General features: G+C 72.6%; 19 protein-coding genes. 6 read left to right on the top strand and 13 right to left on the bottom strand.

Annotation, left to right across the window (positions count from 1 at the left end; translation table 11 throughout):
* Position 1: 1 nt before the first annotated feature.
* Together O1G22_RS23765 and O1G22_RS23760 are read right to left on the bottom strand one after the other, a co-directional pair.
* Entirely contained in the window at positions 2 to 397 is a 396-nt protein-coding gene (locus tag O1G22_RS23765) for a Zn-ribbon domain-containing OB-fold protein (protein ID WP_270083162.1), read from the bottom strand.
* Positions 397 to 846: a DoxX family membrane protein gene (locus O1G22_RS23760; protein WP_225097854.1), complete on the bottom strand. Its 450-nt coding sequence runs from the start codon at positions 844 to 846 to the stop codon at positions 397 to 399. The genes O1G22_RS23765 and O1G22_RS23760 overlap by 1 nt, the downstream gene beginning before the upstream one ends.
* A 212-nt stretch (positions 847 to 1,058) precedes the next feature.
* Here O1G22_RS23760 and O1G22_RS23755 point away from each other — a divergent pair, with 212 nt between their 5' ends.
* The 3 genes from O1G22_RS23755 (at position 1,059) to O1G22_RS23745 (ending at position 5,363) form a co-directional block, all read left to right on the top strand.
* Positions 1,059 to 2,237 carry a flavin-containing monooxygenase gene (locus tag O1G22_RS23755; RefSeq protein WP_270083161.1) on the top strand — a complete coding sequence of 393 codons (1,179 nt, stop codon included), beginning with the start codon at positions 1,059 to 1,061 and terminating at the stop codon, positions 2,235 to 2,237.
* Between the two features lie 118 nt (positions 2,238 to 2,355).
* The gene (locus O1G22_RS23750; RefSeq protein WP_270083160.1) at positions 2,356 to 4,578 is read left to right on the top strand and encodes an acetate--CoA ligase family protein; all 2,223 of its coding nucleotides are present in this window, start codon (positions 2,356 to 2,358) and stop codon (positions 4,576 to 4,578) included.
* Positions 4,569 to 5,363, top strand: a complete 795-nt coding sequence (locus tag O1G22_RS23745; protein WP_270083159.1) for an enoyl-CoA hydratase/isomerase family protein — start codon at positions 4,569 to 4,571, stop codon at positions 5,361 to 5,363. The genes O1G22_RS23750 and O1G22_RS23745 overlap by 10 nt, the downstream gene beginning before the upstream one ends.
* 1 nt (position 5,364) lies before the next feature.
* Here O1G22_RS23745 and O1G22_RS23740 read toward each other — a convergent pair whose 3' ends face one another.
* Positions 5,365 to 6,282, bottom strand: a complete 918-nt coding sequence (locus O1G22_RS23740) for a hypothetical protein (RefSeq protein ID WP_270083158.1) — start codon at positions 6,280 to 6,282, stop codon at positions 5,365 to 5,367.
* Positions 6,283 to 6,364: 82 nt separating this feature from the next.
* Between O1G22_RS23740 and O1G22_RS23735 the strand changes: the two genes are divergently transcribed.
* Positions 6,365 to 6,958: a flavin reductase family protein gene (locus O1G22_RS23735; RefSeq protein WP_270083157.1), complete on the top strand. Its 594-nt coding sequence runs from the start codon at positions 6,365 to 6,367 to the stop codon at positions 6,956 to 6,958.
* Positions 6,959 to 6,961: 3 nt separating this feature from the next.
* Here the strand turns inward: O1G22_RS23735 and O1G22_RS23730 are convergent, their stop codons facing one another.
* Both O1G22_RS23730 and O1G22_RS23725 read right to left on the bottom strand, forming a co-directional pair.
* On the bottom strand, positions 6,962 to 8,107 hold the full coding sequence (locus O1G22_RS23730) for a class I SAM-dependent methyltransferase (RefSeq protein ID WP_270083156.1): 1,146 nt from the start codon (positions 8,105 to 8,107) through the stop codon (positions 6,962 to 6,964).
* 101 nt (positions 8,108 to 8,208) lie between these two features.
* Positions 8,209 to 9,534 carry an MFS transporter gene (locus tag O1G22_RS23725; RefSeq protein ID WP_270083155.1) on the bottom strand — a complete coding sequence of 442 codons (1,326 nt, stop codon included), beginning with the start codon at positions 9,532 to 9,534 and terminating at the stop codon, positions 8,209 to 8,211.
* A gap of 71 nt (positions 9,535 to 9,605) precedes the next feature.
* On the opposite strand from O1G22_RS23725, the gene O1G22_RS23720 reads away from it, so the two are divergent.
* Positions 9,606 to 10,619: a GlxA family transcriptional regulator gene (locus tag O1G22_RS23720; protein ID WP_270083154.1), complete on the top strand. Its 1,014-nt coding sequence runs from the start codon at positions 9,606 to 9,608 to the stop codon at positions 10,617 to 10,619.
* A gap of 18 nt (positions 10,620 to 10,637) precedes the next feature.
* Here O1G22_RS23720 and O1G22_RS23715 read toward each other — a convergent pair whose 3' ends face one another.
* Genes O1G22_RS23715 through O1G22_RS23705 form a run of 3 tightly spaced genes read right to left on the bottom strand, consistent with a single transcriptional unit; the run spans position 10,638 to position 13,765 of the window.
* A complete protein-coding gene (locus tag O1G22_RS23715) occupies positions 10,638 to 11,687 on the bottom strand; it encodes a Zn-dependent alcohol dehydrogenase (protein WP_270083153.1) in 1,050 nt (349 codons plus the stop codon).
* Positions 11,687 to 12,835 carry an acyl-CoA dehydrogenase family protein gene (locus O1G22_RS23710; protein ID WP_270083152.1) on the bottom strand — a complete coding sequence of 383 codons (1,149 nt, stop codon included), beginning with the start codon at positions 12,833 to 12,835 and terminating at the stop codon, positions 11,687 to 11,689. Before O1G22_RS23710 ends, O1G22_RS23715 begins: the two co-directional genes overlap by 1 nt.
* 18 nt (positions 12,836 to 12,853) lie before the next feature.
* On the bottom strand, positions 12,854 to 13,765 hold the full coding sequence (locus O1G22_RS23705) for an SDR family NAD(P)-dependent oxidoreductase (RefSeq protein WP_270083151.1): 912 nt from the start codon (positions 13,763 to 13,765) through the stop codon (positions 12,854 to 12,856).
* An 86-nt stretch (positions 13,766 to 13,851) separates the two neighbouring features.
* On the opposite strand from O1G22_RS23705, the gene O1G22_RS23700 reads away from it, so the two are divergent.
* Complete coding sequence (locus tag O1G22_RS23700; protein WP_270083150.1) at positions 13,852 to 14,778, top strand: cyclase family protein; 927 nt, start codon at positions 13,852 to 13,854, stop codon at positions 14,776 to 14,778.
* A 351-nt stretch (positions 14,779 to 15,129) separates the two neighbouring features.
* On the opposite strand, the gene O1G22_RS23695 is transcribed toward O1G22_RS23700, so the two are convergent.
* The 5 genes from O1G22_RS23695 to O1G22_RS23675 all read right to left on the bottom strand — a co-directional run bounded on the left by O1G22_RS23695 (position 15,130) and on the right by O1G22_RS23675 (position 19,385).
* A complete protein-coding gene (locus O1G22_RS23695) occupies positions 15,130 to 15,618 on the bottom strand; it encodes an ATP-binding protein (protein ID WP_270086514.1) in 489 nt (162 codons plus the stop codon).
* 18 nt (positions 15,619 to 15,636) lie between these two features.
* Positions 15,637 to 15,774, bottom strand: a complete 138-nt coding sequence (locus tag O1G22_RS23690; protein WP_270083149.1) for a hypothetical protein — start codon at positions 15,772 to 15,774, stop codon at positions 15,637 to 15,639.
* A gap of 409 nt (positions 15,775 to 16,183) precedes the next feature.
* Entirely contained in the window at positions 16,184 to 17,050 is an 867-nt protein-coding gene (locus tag O1G22_RS23685) for an acyl-CoA dehydrogenase family protein (protein ID WP_270083148.1), read from the bottom strand.
* A gap of 2 nt (positions 17,051 to 17,052) precedes the next feature.
* A complete protein-coding gene (locus O1G22_RS23680; protein WP_270083147.1) occupies positions 17,053 to 18,189 on the bottom strand; it encodes an acyl-CoA dehydrogenase family protein in 1,137 nt (378 codons plus the stop codon).
* Positions 18,189 to 19,385, bottom strand: a complete 1,197-nt coding sequence (locus tag O1G22_RS23675) for an amidohydrolase family protein (protein WP_270086513.1) — start codon at positions 19,383 to 19,385, stop codon at positions 18,189 to 18,191. The genes O1G22_RS23680 and O1G22_RS23675 overlap by 1 nt, the downstream gene beginning before the upstream one ends.
* Between the last annotated feature and the right edge of the window lie 37 nt (positions 19,386 to 19,422).

Below are 19,422 nucleotides of genomic sequence, written 5' to 3'. Positions count from 1 at the left end.
CTCAGCCGCCGGGCTCGAACACCGGATTTCCGTCCCGGTACGTCACCCGCAGCGCCATCCCCGCCGCCGGCGCGCCCTGCGCGCAGTGCACGAGCTCCGTCATCATCCGCGGCCCCTCCGCCAGATCGACCACCGCGGCGATGTACGGGGTGCGCTCGCCGAAGGGCGGCAGGTCGTTGCGGTGGACCGTGGACCAGGTGTAGAGCGTGGCCCGGCCGCTCGCCTCCTCCCAGGTCACGTCCTCGCTCCAGCAGTGCGGGCAGAACTCGCGCGGATAGTGGTGGGCCCGGCCGCAGGCCCCGCAGCGGCGGATGAGCAGCCGCCCTTCCGCGGCCGCCTCCCAGTACGGGCGCGTGAAGGCGTCGGTCTCCGGTACGTCGTACCGCACGGCCCGCATCAGAACCACCCCAGCCAGGCGTCCAGCGACCAGCTCTGCCAGGCCATGCCGAAGAAGGCGACGAGCGAGATCAGCGCCATCATCGAGTTCTGCCCCTGCTCCGCCCAGTCGTGGATCATCAGCACGAAGTAGACGGCGTTCAGCAGCAGGCCGCCGATCAGCGCGACCGGGGTCAGGAAGCCCAGGATCAGGCCGAGGCCGAGGGAGAGTTCGGCGTAGGCGACGATGTACGCCATCAGCTTCGGATGCGGCTTCACCGTCGCCTCGAAGCCGCTGCGCACCGGCGCCCAGCGGTGCTTCTCCGCGATCTCCGCCGCCCACGCGATGCCGCTGCCCCGCTCGAACCAGGCCTTCTTGTCCTTGTGCCGCCAGCTCTCCAGCCACCACAGCCCGAGCCCGATCCGCAGCACCGCCAGCCAGTGAACGCCGTCCAGCCCTATGGAGTCCATGGATCTGACGGTACGTCAGATGTGCCGTAAAGACCACCGGCCAGGCCCGCCCGCACGCCGACGGCGCCTACGAGTGGACCGTCCCCGGGAACACCCCATCCGCGTGGGCTACGTCACCTGTCGCGCACACTTCTCCACACACGTGATCAATCCGCAACCAATTCCGGTCTTGACCGAGACCCATCAACCGGGTGGGTGATTACGCTCCGAGCATGGCCGACTCCCGTTCCGCTTCCGCACAGCTCTCCGCCACGCCCGCCGACCGCCCGGTCTACGTCATCGGCGCCGGGCCGGGCGGTCTGGCCGCCGCGTACGCGCTGCGGGCGCGGGGCATACGGGCGGTGGTCCTGGAGAAGGCGGACCGGGTGGGCGCCTCGTGGCGGGGCCACTACGACCGCCTCCGGCTGCACACCACCCGACGGCTGTCCGCGCTGCCGGGCCTGAAGATCCCCCGGAAGTTCGGGCGCTGGGTCCGCCGGGACGACGTCGTGCGCTATCTGGAGAAGTACGCCGAGCACCACGAGCTGGAGATCGTCACCGGCGTGGAGGTCTTCCGCGTCGAGCGCGCCCAGGACGGCACCGGCTGGCTGCTGCACGCCTCCGGCGGGCGCGAGCTGACCGGCAGCGCGGTGGTCGTCGCCACCGGCTACAACCACACCCCGCTGCTGCCCGACTGGCCGGGCCGCGACGACTACACCGGTCAGCTGCTGCACGCCGGCCGCTACCGCGACGCCACGCCGTACGCGGGCCGGGACGTGCTGGTCGTCGGGATCGGCAACACCGGCGCGGAGATCGCCGTCGACCTGGTGGAGGGCGGGGCGGCGCGGGTGCGGCTGGCCGTGCGCACCGCCCCGCACATCCTGCGCCGCTCGACGCTCGGCTGGGCCGCCCAGTACACAGGCGTCCTGGTACGACGGCTGCCGGCGGGCCTCGTGGACCGGCTGGCCGGACCGTTCGCGAAGGCGACCGTGCCGGACCTCACGGCCCACGGGCTGCCGCGCCCGGACACCGGCCTGTACAGCAGGGTGCGGCAGGGCGCGATCCCGGTGCAGGACGTCGGCCTGATCGACGCCGTGCGCACGGGCCGGGTGGAGATCGTGGCCGCCGTCGAGTCCTTCGAGGACGGGAAGGTGGTCCTCGCCGACGGCAGCCGCATCGAGACGGACGCGGTGATCGCGGCGACCGGGTACACGCGGGCACTGGAGGGGCTGGTCGGGCATCTCGGGGTGCTGGACGGCCGCGGCAGACCCGTGGTGCACGGCGGCCGGGCGCCCGCGCAGGCGCCCGGCCTGTACTTCACCGGTTTCACCAATCCGATCAGCGGCATGTTCCGGGAGATGGCGCTGGACGCCGGGAGGATCGCGCAGGCGGTGGCCAGGCATCTGCGATGACAGGGGTGCGCACCCGTCGGTAACTTTGAACGTCCGACCAGTTCCTGACATTGCGTCAGTTCAGTAATCTGACACTGCGTCAGTTTACTTGTGCTGTCTCACAGGAGCGGGCGGACCGATGCTTGGATCAACCCACGGCACCCTCACCACCGACTCCCGCCGGGCCCGGGTCGTCGCCTGCGGCGAGCAGCGGCCCGGCCCCGTCGTCCACGACCGGGTCGACGACCTCGACGTCAGCGGGCGCCCGCTGTACGCGGACGTACCCGACCTCGCCCGCTTCTTCCGGCCCGAGTCCGTCGCCGTGATCGGCGCCTCGGACACCGAGGGCCGGCCGAACACCGGGATCACCCGGCAGCTGCTGGCCTGGGCCGAGCGGGTGGGGGCGCGGGTGCATCCGGTGCACCCGACCCGGCCGTCCGTGTTCGGCATCCCGTGCGCCGCCTCGGTCGCCGAACTGCCGCCCGGCCAGGTCGACCTGGCCGTCCTGCTGGTGGCCGACCCACTGCCGGTGATCGAGGAGCTGGCCGACGCGAAGGTGAAGTTCGCGGTCGCCTTCGCCGCCGGTTTCGCCGAGACCGGCGAGGCGGGTGCCGAGGCCCAGGAACGGCTCGCGGACGCCGTACGCCGCTCGGGCCTGCGCCTGCTCGGCCCGAACACCAACCTGAACGCCTTCGAGCGCTTCCGGGAGGACCTGGACGGCCCGGCGATCGCGCTGATCACCCAGTCCGGCCACCAGGGCCGCCCGGTCTTCTCCCTCCAGGAGCTGGGCATCCGCCTCTCCCACTGGGCGCCCACCGGCAACGAGGCCGACCTGGAGACGGCCGACTTCATCTCGTACTTCGCCGAACAGCCCGAGGTCGGCGCCATCGCCGCCTATGTGGAGGGCCTGAAGGACGGCCGCGCCTTTCTGCTGGCCGCCGACCGCGCCGCCCGCCGCAAGGTGCCGGTGGTCGCGGTGAAGGTGGGCCGCACCGAGACCGGGGCCCGTACGGCCGCCTCGCACACCGGCAAGCTCACCGGCGCCGACGCGGTGGTGGACGCGGCGATGCGCCAGTACGGCGTCGTACGCGTCGACGGGCTCGACGAACTCCAGGACACCGCGGCCCTGCTGGCGCGGGCGCGGGCTCCCCTGGCGGACGGCGTGGCGGTCTACTCGATCTCCGGCGGCACCGGCGCGCACGTCGCCGACCTGGCGGCCGGCCTGGGGCTGCGCCTGCCGCGGCTGTCGGACGAGCGGCAGGCCGAGCTGCACCAGTGGATCCCGGAGTACCTGAGCGTGGCCAACCCGGTCGACAACGGCGGACACCCGGTCGGCGACGCGCGCGGCCGGAAGATCATCGACGCGGTGCTCGCCGACCCGGCGGTCGGGGTCCTGATCTGCCCGGTCACCGGCCCGTTCCCGCCGCTCAGCGACAAGCTGGTGGCGGACCTGGTCGCGGCGGCCGAGGAGACGGACAAGCTGGTGTGCGTGGTGTGGGGCTCCCCGGTCGGCACCGAGCCGGCGTACCGGGAGACCCTGCTGGGCTCCTCGCGCGTGGCGACCTTCCGCACGGTCGGCAACTGTCTGACGGCCGTCCGCGCCTGGCTGGACCACCACCGCTTCGTGCGCGACTACCGCTCCCCCTTCGACGAGGCCCCGCGCCTGCCCTCGCCCTCCTTCCGCAAGGCGCAGGCGCTGATGCGTCCGGGCCGGCAGCTGAGCGAGCACGCGGCGAAACAGCTCCTGCGCGCCTACGGCATCCGGGTCCCGCGGGAGCAGCTGGTGACCAGCGCGGCGGCGGCCGTACGGGCCGCGGCCCAGATCGGCTACCCGGTGGTGATGAAGGCCTCGGGTGCCCGGATCGCCCACAAGACCGAACTGGGTCTGGTGAAGGTCGGCCTGACGTCAGCCAGCCAAGTCCGTGACGGCTACCGCGAGTTGATGGACATCGCCCGCTACGAGGGGGTCTCGCTGGACGGGATCCTGGTGTGCCAGATGGTCGAGCAGGGCGTGGAGATGGTCGTGGGCGCGACGCACGACGACCTGTTCGGCCCGACGGTGACGGTGGGCCTGGGCGGGGTGCTGGTCGAGGTCCTGCACGACACGGCGGTCCGCGTCCCGCCGTTCGGCGAGGACCAGGCCCACGCCATGCTCGCCGAACTCCGCGGCCATCCCCTGCTGGACGGCGTCCGGGGCCGCCCGCCGGCCGACCGCGACGCGCTGGTGGAGGTGGTTCTGCGGGTCCAGCGCATGGCACTGGAACTCGGCGACCAGATCGCCGAGCTGGACATCAACCCGCTGCTGGTCCTGCCCCGGGGGCAGGGCGCGGTGGCACTGGACGCGCTGGTGGTGTGCCGGTGAGCGGGATCCGCCACGAGGTCCGGGAGCACGTCTCGTACCTCACCCTCGACCGGCCCGAGGCGCTGGGCGCCCTCACGCCCGCGCTGCGGGACCGGCTGATCGAGCTGCTGGCGGAGGCCTCGGCGGACCCGGAGACCCGGGCGGTGGTGCTGACCGGCACCGGACGCGGCTTCTGTGCGGGCGCGGACCTGCGGGGTGGCGGTTCGGGAGCCGGTGAGCGCGTCGCCGGTGATGTGGCCCGCACCCTCCGGCTCGGCGCTCAGCGGCTGATCGCGGCCGTGCTGGACTGCGAGAAGCCGGTGATCGCCGCCGTGAACGGTACGGCGGCCGGGCTCGGCGCGCATCTCGCGCTCGCCTGCGACCTGGTGCTGGCCGCTGAATCCGCCCGCTTCATAGAGGTGTTCGTACGACGTGGACTCGTACCGGACGGCGCAGGCGCCTATCTGCTGCCCCGGCTGCTGGGCCCCCAGCGGGCCAAGGAGCTGATGTTCTTCGGGGACGCGGTTCCGGCGGCGGAGGCGGAACGGCTGGGGCTGGTCAACCGGGTGGTGCCGGACGGGGAGCTGGCGAAGACGGCACGGGAATGGGCGACCCGCCTGGCTTCCGGCCCGACCCGGGCCCTGGCCCTGACCAAGCAGCTGGTGAACACCTCTCTGGACACCGACCGTTCGGCCGCCTTCGCCGCCGAGGCCGCGGCGCAGGAGATGAACATGACGACGGCGGACGCCAGGGAGGGCCTGCGGGCGTTCGCGGAACGCCGCAGCCCGGAGTTCCGGGGGCGGTGAGTCAGGTCTTCCGCTTCAGCGTCCACAGCGTGCCCGCGTCCGGATCGCCGAAGAGCACGAACAGTTCGGGGTCGTGCTCGGTACCGCTGATCGACCAGTGGGTGTCCTCGCCGCAGGAGCGGTCGAGCTTCAGCAGCACGCCGTCGCGCTGGGTGCCGTCCGGGGCCGGGCCGGGCTCCCAGCGGCCGGGGCCGTCGCACAGGACGACGTCCGTCGGGGGCCCTTCGTCCCCGGACGGCTCGGCCGGCAGCCTGGTGGCCTCGGCGCGCCCGCTCGGGTACAGCCGCAGCACGGCCCCGCTCGGGCCGTGCCAGACCCCGGCCAGCTGGGCGGTGGTCAGCTTCGGCGGCTCGTACTGCTTGATCAGGCCGGCCGCGATGGCCCCGAGCCCGCCGCCGAGGGCCAGGGCGAAGAGGCCGGCGCAGGCGAGTGCCGAGCGCCACCACAGGCCCCACTGCGACCACGTACGCGCGCGGACGTAGGGGAGGGCGAGCGCCGGCAGCACGCCGAGGCCGGTGAGGACCGCGGCCGTGGTGGCGAACGGCCAGTGCCACAGCGCCGCCGTCACCGCGCCCCAGCCGACGGCCGTGGCCACCGCTCCGGCGAGCCGCCAGGCCCGCTCGGGACCGCCGTACCGGCGGAGCGCCGGCCGGGCGAGCAGGGCCGCGGGCAGCGTCAGCACGAGCGAGGCGAACAGGCCCAGCAGCGGGAGCAGCAGCGGCGCGAAGATCAGCAGGAGCGCCGGCCCGAGGGCACCGCCGGTGCCCGCGCCGTACTGGTCCTGGGTGACGCTCCGGAGGAGCCACAGCAGCCCGGCCGCGGGCAACTGCGCCGCGTTCACCGGGATCGCCGCGGCCACCTCACTGCGCAGCGCCCGGTCCGCGGCCCGGCCCTCGTCGCGTACGTTCTCCCACCCCATGATCGCACCCTATGAGCCGTCGGTACGGGGCACTCCGGCAGGCTTCCCATCTGACAGACTGTCAGCTTCAATGGAGGGCGTGATGGGACACGCAGGGGCGGCGGCCGCCGCAGTCCGGTATCTGAGGCCGAGGGCCGTGGAGCCATTGCCGCGGCCGGAGTTGCGGTGCGTCCGGGAGGACGAGCGGGCGTCGGTGGAGCCGGGCGAGTTCCGGCGGGTGCTGGGGCACTTCGCGACCGGGGTCACGGTCATCACCGCCCCGGCCGGCGCGGACGAGCCGGGCCCCGCCGGGTTCGCCTGCCAGTCCTTCTCCTCCCTCTCCCTCGAACCGCCCCTGGTCTGCTTCCTGGTGGGCCGTACGTCCACCACCTGGCCGCGCATCGCCCGCGCCGGCGTCTTCTGCGTCAACGTGCTCGGCGCCGGCCAGGGCGAGCTGTGCCGGGCCTTCGCGGTGAGCGGCGCGGACAAGTTCGCGGGGGTGGCGTACGACGCGGCGCCCGTCTCCGGGGCACCGCGGCTGGACGGCGCGGTCGCCTGGATCGACTGCACCGTCCACGCCGTGCACACCGGGGGCGACCATCTCATCGTCGTGGGTCGGGTGGCGGCCCTGGGGGCGGCCGGGGACGGCGAACCGCTGCTGTTCCACCGGGGGCGGTTCGCCGGGCTCGGCCCCTAGGAATCACCCGGCTGCCAACCGCCACAACGACGTCACCTCGGCCGCGCGGGCCGCGTGCAGCGGGTCGCGCGGGTCGTTCGCACGCGGGTGACGGGGGCGGGTGTCCGTACGGTCCAGCACCTTCAGGCCCGCCTTCCCGATCGCCGCGAGCAGCTCGCCCCGGGTGCGCAGACCCAGGTGTTCGGCCAGGTCGGAGAGGATCAGCCAGGCCTCGCCGCCGGGTTCCAGGTGGGCGGGGAGTCCGGCCAGGAAGGCGTGCAGCATCGCGCCGCCGGGGTCGTACACGCCCTGGTCGAGGGGGGAGGCGGGGCGGGCCGGGAGCCAGGGCGGGTTGCAGACGATCAGCGACGCCCGGCCGGGCGGATACAGCTCCGGGCCGGTGACCGTGACCCGGTCCGTGAGGCCCAGGCGGCCGAGGTTGTCCCGGGCGCAGGCGCGGGCGCGGGGGCTGAGGTCGGTCGCGGTGACGTGGGTGAGACCGCGCCGGGCCAGCACGGCGGCCAGCACACCGGTGCCGGTGCCGAGATCGAAGGCGGTACGGCCCTCGGGCAGGGCTGCCCGCGCGACCAGGTCGACGTACTCGCCACGCACGGGGGCGAAGACGCCGTAGTGCGGGTGGATCCGGGCGCCGAGGGCCGGTACGTCGACGCCCTTCTCGCGCCACTGCCGGGCGCCGAGCACGCCCAGCAGCTCCCGGAGCGGTACGAGGGTGGGGCCGGCGGGCGGGCCGTAGGCGTCGGCACAGGCCTGGCGGACGTCCGGGGCGCGGCGCAGGGCGAGGCTGTGGTCGGCTTCCAGCAGGACCAGCAGCCGGCCCAGGATCCGGGCCCGGTGGGCGCGGAAGCGGCGCAGGAGGTGGAAGCTCTCGGCCGCCGAGGCCGCCGAGGCTCCCGAGGCCTCCGAGGCCCCCCGGTCCGGGGGCTGTGGGGCCTTGCGGTCGATACGGCGGGCCAGGGCGCTCAGCAGCTGTCGGGCGCCGTGGTAGTCGCCGCGCCACAGCAGGGCCGTGCCCTCGGCGGTGAGGCGGTGGGCGGTGGCGGCGCGGACGCGGTCGTCGGCGACGATCAGCCGGCGGGGCGGCGGGAGTTCGCTCTCAGAGTGCCAGCGGGCGGACAGGGGGTCGTTCTCGGTCCAGCGGACCAGGGGCACGGCATGCTCCTCGGGAGGGGGTTCCTACGTGTGCGGGCACGAGGAACGCGTCACCGAGGACCATGCCGAGTGTCATCAACTTCCCTTTCCTGAGCGTGGGTTCAGGGTACTGCGAGGACGGGCGTCGCCGGGGCCGGGTGGCGGCGGATCACCAGGGACATCAGGGCCGCCGCCGCGCACAGGGCGCCGGAGGCGTACCAGACGAGGTCGTAGGAGCCGAAGACGTCGCGGGCGACGCCGCCGAGGTAGGCGACGAGGGCCGCGCCGATCTGGTGGGAGGCGAGGACCCAGCCGAAGACGATGGCGCTGTCGTCACCGAACTGCTCCCGGCACAGGGCCAGGGTGGGCGGGACGGTGGCCACCCAGTCGAGGCCGTAGAAGACGATGAAGAACAGCATCGGCGGGTGCACCGACGGGCCCAGCAGCATGGGGAGGAAGAGGAGGGACAGGCCGCGCAGGGCGTAGTAGACCGCGAGCAGGCGGCGCGGTTCGAAGCGGTCGGTGAACCAGCCGGAGGCGATCGTGCCGGCCACGTCGAACACGCCGACGACCGCGAGCAGCGAGGCCGCCGTGGTGACCGGCATGCCGTGGTCGTGCTCGGCGGGCACGAAGTGGGTCTGGATCAGACCGTTGGTGGAGGCGCCGCAGATCGCGAAGGTGCCGGCGAGCAGCCAGAAGGTGCCGGTGCGGACGGAGGTGGACAGCACCTTCAGCGTGCGGCGGGCCGCGCCGGTGACCGGCGCCGGCTTGGGTATGAACTCCTTCGCCCCGTACGGCGCCACGCCGATGTCCGCCGGGTGGTCGCGCAGCAGGATCCAGACGAAGGGCACGACGGCGAGGGCCGCCAGGGACACGGTCACGGCCGCCGGGCGCCAGCCGTGGTGCTCGGACAGCCAGGAGAGCAGCGGCAGGAAGATCAGCTGGCCGGAGGCGGACGCGGCGGTGAGGATGCCGCTGACCAGGCCGCGCCGCTCGGCGAACCAGCGGTTGGTCACCGTCGCCGCGAAGGCGAGCGCCATCGAGCCGGAGCCGAGCCCCACCAGCAGGCCCCAGCACAGCCACAGCTGCCAGGCCGCCGTCATCCACACGGTCAGGCCGGACCCGGCGGCGATCACGACCAGTGCGACGGCGACCACCCGGCGGATGCCGAACCGGTCCATCAGCGCGGCGGCGAAGGGGGCCGTGAGGCCGTAGAGCGCGAGGTTGATGGAGACGGCCGCGCCGATCGTGCCGCGCGACCAGCCGAACTCCTGGTGCAAGGGGTCGATCAGCAGACCGGGCAGGGAACGGAAGGCGGCCGCGCCGATGATCGTGACGAACGTGACGGCGGCGACGAACCAGGCGCGGTGCACACGGTGGTGCCGGGCGGGCGGAGCGGCCTGGGCGGGGGCTTCGGCTGAGGCTGCGGCTGGGCTTGTCTGAGTCACGTCATAGAGCATCCGGTCTGCTGTTCCGCGCATCGAGTGGCCCGAAGGACAGCATTCGCTAGGATCGGGCCATGGCTGCTGTCACCGAGGATCCTGAGGCTGTCCGTCCGCATCGCGTCGTCGTCCTCGCCCTGGACGGCCTGCTCCCCTTCGAGCTGGGCATCCCGCACCGCATCTTCGGCCGCCCCGAGGACGAGCGGGGCCGGCCGCTCTACGAGGTCGTGACGTGCTCGGTACGGCCCCCGGGCCCGGTCGAGACCGACGCCGACTTCGCCATCCACGTCACCCACGGCCCGGAGGCGCTGGCCGAGGCCGACACGGTGATCGTCCCGGCGTCGTACGAACTGGGACCTGTCTTCGAGGAGGGCCGGCTGACCGACGACCTCGCCGCCGCCCTCGCCCGCATCCGCCCCGGCACCCGCCTCGCCTCCATCTGCACCGGCGTCTACGTCCTCGCCGCCGCCGGCTACCTGGACGGCCGCCCGGCGACCACGCACTGGGCCGACGCCGAGCGCTTCCAGCGGCTGTTCCCGCGGATCGAGGTGGACGCGGACGTGCTGTTCATCGACGACGGCGACGTGCTGACCTCGGCCGGGGTGGCCGCCGGGATCGACCTGTGCCTGCACATGGTGCGCCGCGACTTCGGCACGGCCGTCGCCAACGACGTGGCCCGGCGCACGGTCGTACCACCGCACCGCGACGGCGGCCAGGCCCAGTACATCGAACGCCCCGTCCCCGACCCGCAGGTGGCGACCACGACCGCCGCACGCGCCTGGGCGCTCGGCCGGCTGCACGAGCCGATCCAGCTGCGCGACATGGCCGGACAGGAGTCCATGTCGGTACGCACCTTCACCCGCCGCTTCCGTGAGGAGGTCGGCATCAGCCCCGGCCAGTGGCTCACCCAGCAGCGCGTCGAACGCGCCCGCCATCTGCTGGAGACCACCGACCTGTCCATCGACCAGGTCGCCCGCGAGTCCGGCTTCGGCACGGCCCAGTCGATGCGCCAGCACCTCCAGCAGGCCCTGGGCGTGACCCCGACGGCCTATCGGCGCACTTTCCGGGCGACGGTCACCTCGGCGGTCTGACGCCCGCGGACGAAAGACTCAGAATGCCAGGACCGCCCGCGCCACCCGCCCCGCCTCCGCGTCCGCCCGCGCCTTCTCGAAGTCCTCCACGGGATACACGGCCGTCACCAACTCGTCGAGCAGGAGCCGCCCTTGGCGGTACAGCTCGGCGTACAGGGCGATGTCCCGCTGGGGGCGCGAGGAGCCGTAGCGGCAGCCCAGGACGGACTTGTCCAGGTACAGGGAGGAGACGAGGAAGGACGCCTCGGCCGTGACCGGCGGGACACCGAGGAGGATCGCCTGGCCGTGCCGGCCGAGGAGGTCGATCGCCTGCCGGATCAGCTCCACCCGGCCCACGCACTCGAAGACGTGGTCGGCGCCCGTGGGCAGGATGTCCGTCACGCCCTCCGCCGAGGTCAGGAAGTCGGTCGCGCCGAACTGCCGGGCCATCTCCTCCTTGCCCGGATTGGCGTCCACGGCGACGATGCGCAGGGCCCCCGCGATGCGCGCGCCCTGGATGACGTTCAGCCCGATCCCGCCGGTCCCGATGACGACGACGCTCTCCCCCTGCCCCACCCGAGCCCGGTTCAGCACCGCGCCCACCCCGGTGAGCACCCCGCACCCGATCAGCGCGGCGGACGGGAACGGGAGATCCTTCGGGATCCGTACCGCCTGTACGGCCTTGACGATCGTGCGTTCCGCGAAGGCGGAGTTGGCGGCGAACTGGTACACCGGCTCCGCACCCCGGGTGAACGGCTTCCCTGGGCGGCCGATGGCCTGCCGGCACATGGTCGGCCGGCCCCGGTCGCACTCCGCGCAGGTGCCGCAGTTGGCGAGCGTGGACAGGGCCACATGGTCGCCGGGCGCGACATGGCCGACCCCCGCCCCGACCGCTTCCACGACCCCGGCCCCCTCGTGCCCCAGCACCACCGGCACGGGGAAGGGAATGGTGCCGTCCACCACGGACAGGTCGCTGTGGCACAGCCCGGCCGCGGCGATGGCGACGCGCACCTCCCCCGCCCCCGGCTCCCGCACCGCGAGATCGTCGACCACCCGCACCCGCTTGCCGTCGAACACCACTCCACGCATCACACGGCCCCCTTGGGCTCTCTGGGCAGACCGAGCACGCGCTCGGCGATGATCGTGCGCTGTACCTGGTCCGAGCCGCCGTAGATCGTGTCGGCGCGGGAGAAGAGGAACAGGTGCTGGTCCGCGTCCAGTTCGTACGGCGCCGCAGGCGACCAGTCCGCCGGGCCCACGGAGGCGGCCGCGCCCCGCACCCGCACCGCGAGCTCGCCCAGCCGCTGGTGCCACCCGGCCCACAGCAGCTTGGCCACACTGGGCGCGCCCGGATCCTCGGAGCCGCCGAGGGTGCGCAGGGCGTTCCAGCGCATGGTCCGCAGCTCGGCCCACTGCCGTACGAGCAGCGCGCGTACGACGGGATCGCCGGCGGCGCCGGTCGCCACGGCGGCCCGCACCACCCGCCCCAGCTCCTCGGCGAACCCGATCTGCTGGGCGAGCGTCGACACCCCCCGCTCGAACCCGAGCAGACTCATGGCGACCCGCCAGCCCTGCCCTTCGCCGCCGACGACATGCGCCACGCGCGCGTGTGCCCCGTCGAAGAAGACCTCGTTGAAGTCACTGGTGCCGGTCATCTGCCGGATCGGCCGCACCTCGATACGGCCCGGCTGGTCCATGGGCACGAGCAGAAAGCTCAGTCCGTGATGCCGGCGGGAATCCGGCTCGGTCCGGGCCAGCACGAAGCACCAGTCGGCCTCGTGCGCGAGCGAGGTCCAGATCTTCTGCCCGCTGATCCGGTACCGCTCCCCGTCCCGCACGGCCACGGTCCGGATCCCGGCCAGATCAGACCCGGCACCGGGCTCGCTGTACCCCTGGCACCAGAGCTCCTCACCGGCGGCGACCGGCGGCAGAAACCGCTTCTTCTGCTCGTCGGTGCCGTGTGCGATGAGGGTGGGAGCGAGCAGGTTCTCCCCGATGTGCCCGGACCGGGGCGGCGCCCCCGACCGCGCGTACTCCTCGGCCCAGGCGACCTGCTGGGTGAGGGTCGCGGTCCGGTTCCCGTATCCCGATTCGGGCCAGCCGAGCCCGATCCAGCCGGCGGCGCCGAGGGTGTGCTCCCATGTGCGTTTGCTGTCTGCCGAGTTGACGTGAGAGGCCAGCCAGGAGCGAGCCTCCAGGCGAAACGCGTCATCTTCTACGCTGAACCCGAAATCCATGTGGACCGCCTCAGTTGGTCATGCGTTCGGCCGGTCTCCCGCCCGCGCCGCCTCTTCCATCGCCACAAGCTGGGACAGCATCGGCATCGGATCCACCCCCACCGACCCCGGCAGAGACTCCGCGATCCGCTGCGGCGTCCAAGGCCTCTCCCCGTAAACCGCACGGAGTTCCCTCGGCTGGGCCCACACCGCGATCTTCGGCCCCGCGACCGTGTACACCTGTCCGGTGATGCCCTGCGCGGCAGCCCCGTCGGACAGCAGATACACCACGAGCGCGGCCACGTCCTCCGGCTCGCCGATCTCGGCCAGCTGCATGGGCACGTTCGCCGACATCCGCGTACGGGCCACGGGGGCGACGGCGTTCGCGGTGACCCCGTACTTGTGCAGGCCCAGCGCCGCGCTGCGGACCAGTGAGATGATGCCGCCCTTCGCCGCACTGTAGTTGGCCTGGGAGACCGAGCCCTGGTGGTTGCCGCTGGTGAAGCCGATCAGGGTGCCCGAGCGCTGCCCGCGCATCACGGCGGAGGCCGCCCGGAAGACGGTGAACGTGCCCTTGAGGTGGGTGGCGACGACGGGGTCCCACTCGTCCTCGGTCATGTTGAACAGCATGCGTTCGCGCAGGATCCCGGCCACGCAGACGACTCCGTCGAGCCGGCCGTAGGAGGACACGGCGGTGTCCACCACCCGCTGTCCGCCCGCCATCGTGGAGATGTCGTCGGCGACGGCGACCGCCTCGCCGCCCGCCGCCTCGATCTCCTTGACGACCGCTTCGGCGACCTCGCTCGTCGGTGCCGTCCCGTCGGCGGCGACGCCGTAGTCGTTGACGACGACCTTCGCTCCCTCGGCCGCCGCCGCCAGGGCGACCGCCCGTCCGATCCCGCGCCCGGCTCCGGTCACGGCGACCACCTTGTCTGCCAAGAAGTTCCCCACGTCCGGCCCCTTCCCGCGGTTTCTGACGGTCCGTTAGATTTTATGGCCCGTCGGACGCACGGACACAACCCCCGGGGAGGCACCGGATGGCACTGCCGGAGGAGTTCCACGAGATCGCGGGGCGCGTGAACAACTGGGGGCGCTGGGGGGCGGACGACGAGATCGGGACCCTGAACCTCATCACCGGCGAGGTCGTGCGCGAGGCCGCCGCCCGCGTCCGCACCGGCCGCCGTGTCCCGCTCGCGCTGCCGCTGCGTGAGGACGGTGTGCAGACCGGGATGATCCCGGGACGGGTCAATCCCCTGCACGCCATGGTGCAGATCAACCAGGAGCTGTTCGGGCCCGGCACGGTCGCGTGCAGCGACGACGCGGTGACGATGGGCCTGCAGGCCGGCACCCACTGGGACGCGCTGACCCATGTCTCGCACTCCGGGAAGCTCTACAACGGCCGCCCTGCGCACTCGGTCACCGCGCACAGCGGGGCCGGGTTCGGCGGGATCGACAAGGCGCGGCACATCGTCTCGCGCGGGGTGCTGCTGGACGTGGCACGCGCGCGTGGCGTGGACCGGCTGGAGGGCGGTCACGCGGTCACGCCGGAGGATCTGGACGCGGCCGAGGAACTCGCGGGTACGCGCGTGCGTGCCGGTGACATCGTGCTCGTACGGACCGGGCAGGTGCAGGTGTATCTGGCCGGGGACAAGCACGGGTACGGCTATCCGTCGCCGGGGCTGTCCGTCCGCACGCCGGAGTGGTTCCACGCGCGCGATGTGGCCGCCGTCGCCAACGACACGCTCACGTTTGAGATATTTCCGCCCGAGATCGACAATCTGTGGCTGCCCGTGCATGCGCTGGACCTGGTGGAGATGGGGATGCTCCAGGGTCAGAACTGGAATCTGGAAGAGTTGTCCACAGCCTGTGGAGAAGAGGGGCGGTACGCGTTTCTGCTGTCGGCGATGCCGGAGCCGTTCGTCGGGGCGACGGGTTCACCGGTGGCACCGGTGGCGATCCTGTAGCCCAAGGCCCGCGGTGAAGCCCGAGCTGGAACCGGAGCTGGGGCCTGAGCTAGAACCGGAGCTGGAGCTGGAGCCTGAGCTGGAACCGGAACTGGAACCGGATGGCGGCGCGCCTCCCCCCACCGGCGCGTCTCCCCCACGGCCGTGCGCGCACGCCGCCATCCGATGCGACCCACACTCGACGAGGGCCGCCGTCACCCATGCCCTCGTCGTCCCCTCGCGGCGAATCGACGCCCACCAGCGTGTTCAGGTGCCCACGTGACGTCAACGCCGGTACGGGGATTTGTTACGTACGCCCAATTCACGGACCCCGCGCACGGATGCACCCCCGGCGCACCGCCGCGCCGGAACCTACACCGCCTCGAAGGCCAGGCCCTCGTACGCGGACAGTCCGCCCCCGTACGCCAGTTCCGCGCCCTGCCGGGGCGTCTCCTCCTGGGACTGTGAACAGCGGTCCAATTCGCACCAGATGCTCTTGCCGGCGCCTTCCGGGCTCCAGCCCCAGCGATCGGCCAGGCAGTCCACGAGCGCCAGGCCCCGGCCACCGGTGGCATCACCCCGGGCGCAACGCGGCACGGGGGCGCGGGAGCTGGTGTCGGCCACCTCCACCCGCACGGTGGCCGAGGGGTCGGCCCCGCTCTGCGCACCCGGCAGGGACAGCCGCAGCACGGCCGGGCAGCCCGTGTGCACCACCGCGTTGGTCACCAGCTCGGAGACGAGCAGGATCAGGGTCTCGGCCAGCGGCTCGTCGGCCGCTATGCCGAGCCCGGCGAACCGCGAGCGGGCCCACCTCCTCGCCCGCCCCACCTCCGCGGGGTCGGGCCGGATCTCCAGCTGCACTTGAAGCACCTGCACCGCTCACACCATCCGAACCGGCGGACACATGACCCCGCACAACGCTGCCGCCACGGCGAAAGCCACGACGACGATCACGACGAGGGCCACGATCGTAGCCATTTTCTGCATGGCCAGAACAACGGCCAGAGCAGGGATCACGGACCGTGATTCCCTTATGAGACAGCATGGTTGACGTACAGTCACCCCAACAAGCGCTTCGGGCATATTCCAGCGCGAAGGAGTACGCGTGCGGCATACTGTGCGACGCTCGTGCCAGGGAGTCGAACAGGCGGGGTCCGAAGCGGTGTCCGCGACGGCATCCGCCCTGCGAGGAGCGCCGCGCACCGCGCCACCCGGCGCCACCCCAGGGGGTTCACCGGCCCGGCTCGCGCTCACAGCCACTCGCATCCCACACAAGGTACCGGAGCGGACCCCTGACTCCAGGCCGTGACGAGTCACGCATAGGACACAACCAGGTATCAACGCTCCGTGATATCGGTTTGCCACGATCCGCGACATCTTGGGCCATGGCTTGCAGGGAGTCGCAGTCCAGGGCGCTGTCGGCCGGTCAGCCGGCCAGTCGCGCGGCGAGGAGTTCCTCACTCTGTGTGTCCCCATCGCCACGCTGGGCCCGCACCCAGGCCCGTTTCAGATGCAGATGGACGTCCGCCTCCCAGGTGAAGCCCATGCCGCCGTGCACCTGCAGGCAGTCGCGCGCGCCGCGTACGGCGGCCTCGTCGGCGAGCAGCCGGGCGGCGGCGATGTCGGCCGGGTCGGCGGTGACGGCCGCCGCGTAGACCGCCACGCGCGCGATCTCGGCCCGCACCAGCAGGTCGGCACAGAGATGCTGCACCGCCTGAAACGCCCCGACCGGCCGCCCGAACTGCTCCCGAGTCCGGGCGTGTTGCGCGGCCAGCTCGCACACACGCCCAGCCGTGCCCAGTTGTTCGGCTGCGGTGAGCAGACTGCCGACGGGGTCCGTGACACCGGCGACGGGAACGCGGTGCAGTGGCGTCAGCGGGTCCAGCGAACGCAGGGGTACGGCGCCCGAGGTGTCTCCGAGTACGGCGTCCGCGCCGTCCAGCCACTCCACCAGCTCCCCGTCCACGGCCGCGACGACCGTCTCCCCGGTCGCCGCACCCGGCACGCTCCCGGCCGCGAGGTGGGTGGCGACCAGGGGTCCCGGCAACAGCGCCCGACCCGCCTCCTCGAAGACCAGGACCGCCTCCGGCAGCCCCAGCCCGACCCCGCCCCGCGCCTCCGGCAGCCGCAGAGCGAAGAAGCCCGCCTCGCCGAGGGCCCGCCACAGCCCCCGGTCGAGCCGGCCCGGAGCGTCCACGGCCGCCCGCAACGCCTCATGCCCGAACCGCCGCTCCAGCAACTGCCGTACGCCCGCCCGCAACGCGTGCTGATCATCGGTGAGTTGAAATCGCACGCTCATCTCCCCCTCGGCAGCCCGAGCATCCGCTCGGCCACGATCGTGCGCTGGATCTGGGAGGTGCCGGCGGCGATGGTGTAGGAGAGGGACGACAGCCGGTCCAGGACCCAGGGCCGGTCCAGGTCGAGGCGGTCCGGGCCGAGTACGTCCGCCGCCGCGTCGTACAGGTCCTGGCGGGCGTGCGAGTAGCGGAGCTTGAAGAGGGAGCCGCCCACACCCGGCACGCCACCCCCGCTCACCTCCGCCGCGCTCACGTTCCACTGGGTCAGCCGCCACAGCGCCCGGAACTCCGCCTCCAGCCGGCCGAGGCGACGGCGCAGTACGGGGTCGTCCCAGCGGCCGTTCTCCCGTGCCGCGCACGCCAGTTGGCCGAGCACCCGGCGACAGGCCAGCACCTCGCCGACGAAGGCCGTGCCCCGCTCGAAGGACAGGGTCACCATGGTCACGCGCCAGCCGTCGTGCTCCGCGCCCACCCGGTTGGCCACCGGCACCCGGACCTCGTCCAGGAACACCTCGGCGAACTCCGCCGACCCGGCGAGCGTACGCAGCGGCCGTACGGTGATCCCCTCGGCGTCCATGGGCATCGCGAGCCAGCTGATGCCCCGGCGCCTGGGCGCGTCCGGGTCGGTGCGGACGAGCAGTTCGCACCAGTCGGCGACCTCCGCGTGCGAGGTCCAGATCTTGGACCCGCTCACCACATAGTCGTCGCCCTCCCTCCGCGCGCGCGTGCGCAGTGCGGCGAGATCGGAGCCGGCACCCGGTTCGCTGAACCCCTGGCACCACACCTCCTCGCCGCGCAGGATCGGCGGCAGCCAGCGCGCCCGCTGCTCCGCCGTACCCTCGGCGGCGATCGTCGGACCGGCGTGCAGCAGCCCCACGAAGTTCGCCCCCACGTACGGCGCGCCGGCCTCCTCCGTCTCCTCCAGGAAGATGAGGCGGGTGGTCGGCGAGGCATCCCAGTGGACGTCGGCGTACCCGGCGTCGTGGAGCATCCGCTGCCAGCCGAGGTCGTAGGCGCGGCGGCCCGGCCAGTCCTCGGGCGCGGGCCGGTCCGGGAGGGTGGGCAGCACCTTGGCGAGCCACTCCCGCAGCCGGGCCCGGAACTCCTCCTCCTCGGGCGTGTACGACAGGTCCACTACCGGTCCAGATCCAGTCCGAGCATGCGGATGGCGTTCCCCCGCATCAGCTTGTAGACCGTCTCCTCGTCCAGGCCCTTCACGTGGTCGAGGGCGACCTCCTTGGTGTGCGGGAAGGTCGAGTCGACGTGCGGGTAGTCGGTCTCGAAGGTGGCGTTGTCGCGGCCGACGACGTCGATCGAGGCGACCCCGTGCCGGTCGCGGAAGAAGCAGCAGAAGATCTGCCGGTAGTAGTACGTCGACGGCGGCTCGGGAATCAGATCCCTGACTCCGCCCCAGGCCCGGTGCTCCTCCCACACGTCGTCGGCACGCTCCAGGGCGTACGGCACCCACCCCATCTGCCCCTCGGAGTAGGCGAGGGTGAGGCGCGGGAAGCGGACCAGGACCCCGCTGAAGAGGTAGTCCATCATCGAGGCCATCGCGTTGTTGAAGCTGAGCGAGGCCTGGACGGCGGGCGGGGCGTCGGGGGAGGCGGCCGGCATCTGCGAGCTGCTGCCGATGTGCATGTTGACGACCGTGCCCGTCTCCTGGCAGACGGCGAAGAACGGGTCCCAGTAGCCGGAGTGGATGGACGGCAGCCCGAGGTGGGTCGGGATCTCGGAGAAGGTCACGGCCCGCACCCCGCGCCCGGCATTGCGCCGGATCTCGGCGACGGCCAGCTCCACGTCCCACAACGGAATGAGACACAGCGGGATCAGCCGCCCCCCGCTGTCCCCGCACCATTCCTCCACCATCCAGTCGTTGTAGGCGCGGACGCAGGCGAGGGCGACCTCCTTGTCGTGCGCCTCGGCGAAGGTCTGCCCGCAGAAACGCGGGAAGGTGGGGAAGCAGAGGCTGGCCTCGACGTGATTGAGGTCCATGTCCTCCAGTCGGGCCTTGGGATCCCAGCACCCGCGCCGCATCTGCTCCCGCGTGATCCCTTCGAGGGTCATCTCGTCCCGGTCGAACCCGACGGCGGCGATGTTGCGCTTGTACGGGAACTTCAGGTCCTCGTAGATCCACCAGTCCGTCGGCTGCCCCGCCGGGTCCATGGTGATCTGGTACTTCCCGCCGACGTAGGCCAGTTCGCCGATCCCGGCGGTCAGCGGCTTGGGCCCCCGGTCCCGGTACCTGGCCGGCAGCCAGGTCTCGAAGAGGTGGGCGGGCTCGATCACATGGTCGTCGACGCTGACGATGCGGGGCAGTTCGGTCGCCATTTCGGTAGCCATGAGTCCCCTACTTTCCTGATGGTCC

Origin of the sequence: Streptomyces camelliae (assembly GCF_027625935.1) — a bacterium.
GTDB classification, from domain to species: domain Bacteria; phylum Actinomycetota; class Actinomycetes; order Streptomycetales; family Streptomycetaceae; genus Streptomyces; species Streptomyces camelliae.
Note: the sequence above shows the minus strand (reverse complement) of the source record. Positions and strands in the feature narration are given on the sequence as shown.

Excerpts from the sequence above, each read along its gene's own strand:
- O1G22_RS23765 (WP_270083162.1), bottom strand. The coding sequence starts at position 397 with ATGCGGGCCGTGCGGTACGACGTACCGGAGACCGACGCCTTCACGCGC.
- O1G22_RS23760 (WP_225097854.1), bottom strand. The coding sequence starts at position 846 with ATGGACTCCATAGGGCTGGACGGCGTTCACTGGCTGGCGGTGCTGCGG.
- O1G22_RS23755 (WP_270083161.1), top strand. The coding sequence starts at position 1,059 with ATGGCCGACTCCCGTTCCGCTTCCGCACAGCTCTCCGCCACGCCCGCC.
- O1G22_RS23750 (WP_270083160.1), top strand. The coding sequence starts at position 2,356 with ATGCTTGGATCAACCCACGGCACCCTCACCACCGACTCCCGCCGGGCC.
- O1G22_RS23740 (WP_270083158.1), bottom strand. The coding sequence starts at position 6,282 with ATGGGGTGGGAGAACGTACGCGACGAGGGCCGGGCCGCGGACCGGGCG.
- O1G22_RS23735 (WP_270083157.1), top strand. The coding sequence starts at position 6,365 with ATGGGACACGCAGGGGCGGCGGCCGCCGCAGTCCGGTATCTGAGGCCG.
- O1G22_RS23720 (WP_270083154.1), top strand. The coding sequence starts at position 9,606 with ATGGCTGCTGTCACCGAGGATCCTGAGGCTGTCCGTCCGCATCGCGTC.
- O1G22_RS23715 (WP_270083153.1), bottom strand. The coding sequence starts at position 11,687 with ATGCGTGGAGTGGTGTTCGACGGCAAGCGGGTGCGGGTGGTCGACGAT.
- O1G22_RS23710 (WP_270083152.1), bottom strand. The coding sequence starts at position 12,835 with ATGGATTTCGGGTTCAGCGTAGAAGATGACGCGTTTCGCCTGGAGGCT.
- O1G22_RS23700 (WP_270083150.1), top strand. The coding sequence starts at position 13,852 with ATGGCACTGCCGGAGGAGTTCCACGAGATCGCGGGGCGCGTGAACAAC.
- O1G22_RS23675 (WP_270086513.1), bottom strand. The coding sequence starts at position 19,385 with ATGGCGACCGAACTGCCCCGCATCGTCAGCGTCGACGACCATGTGATC.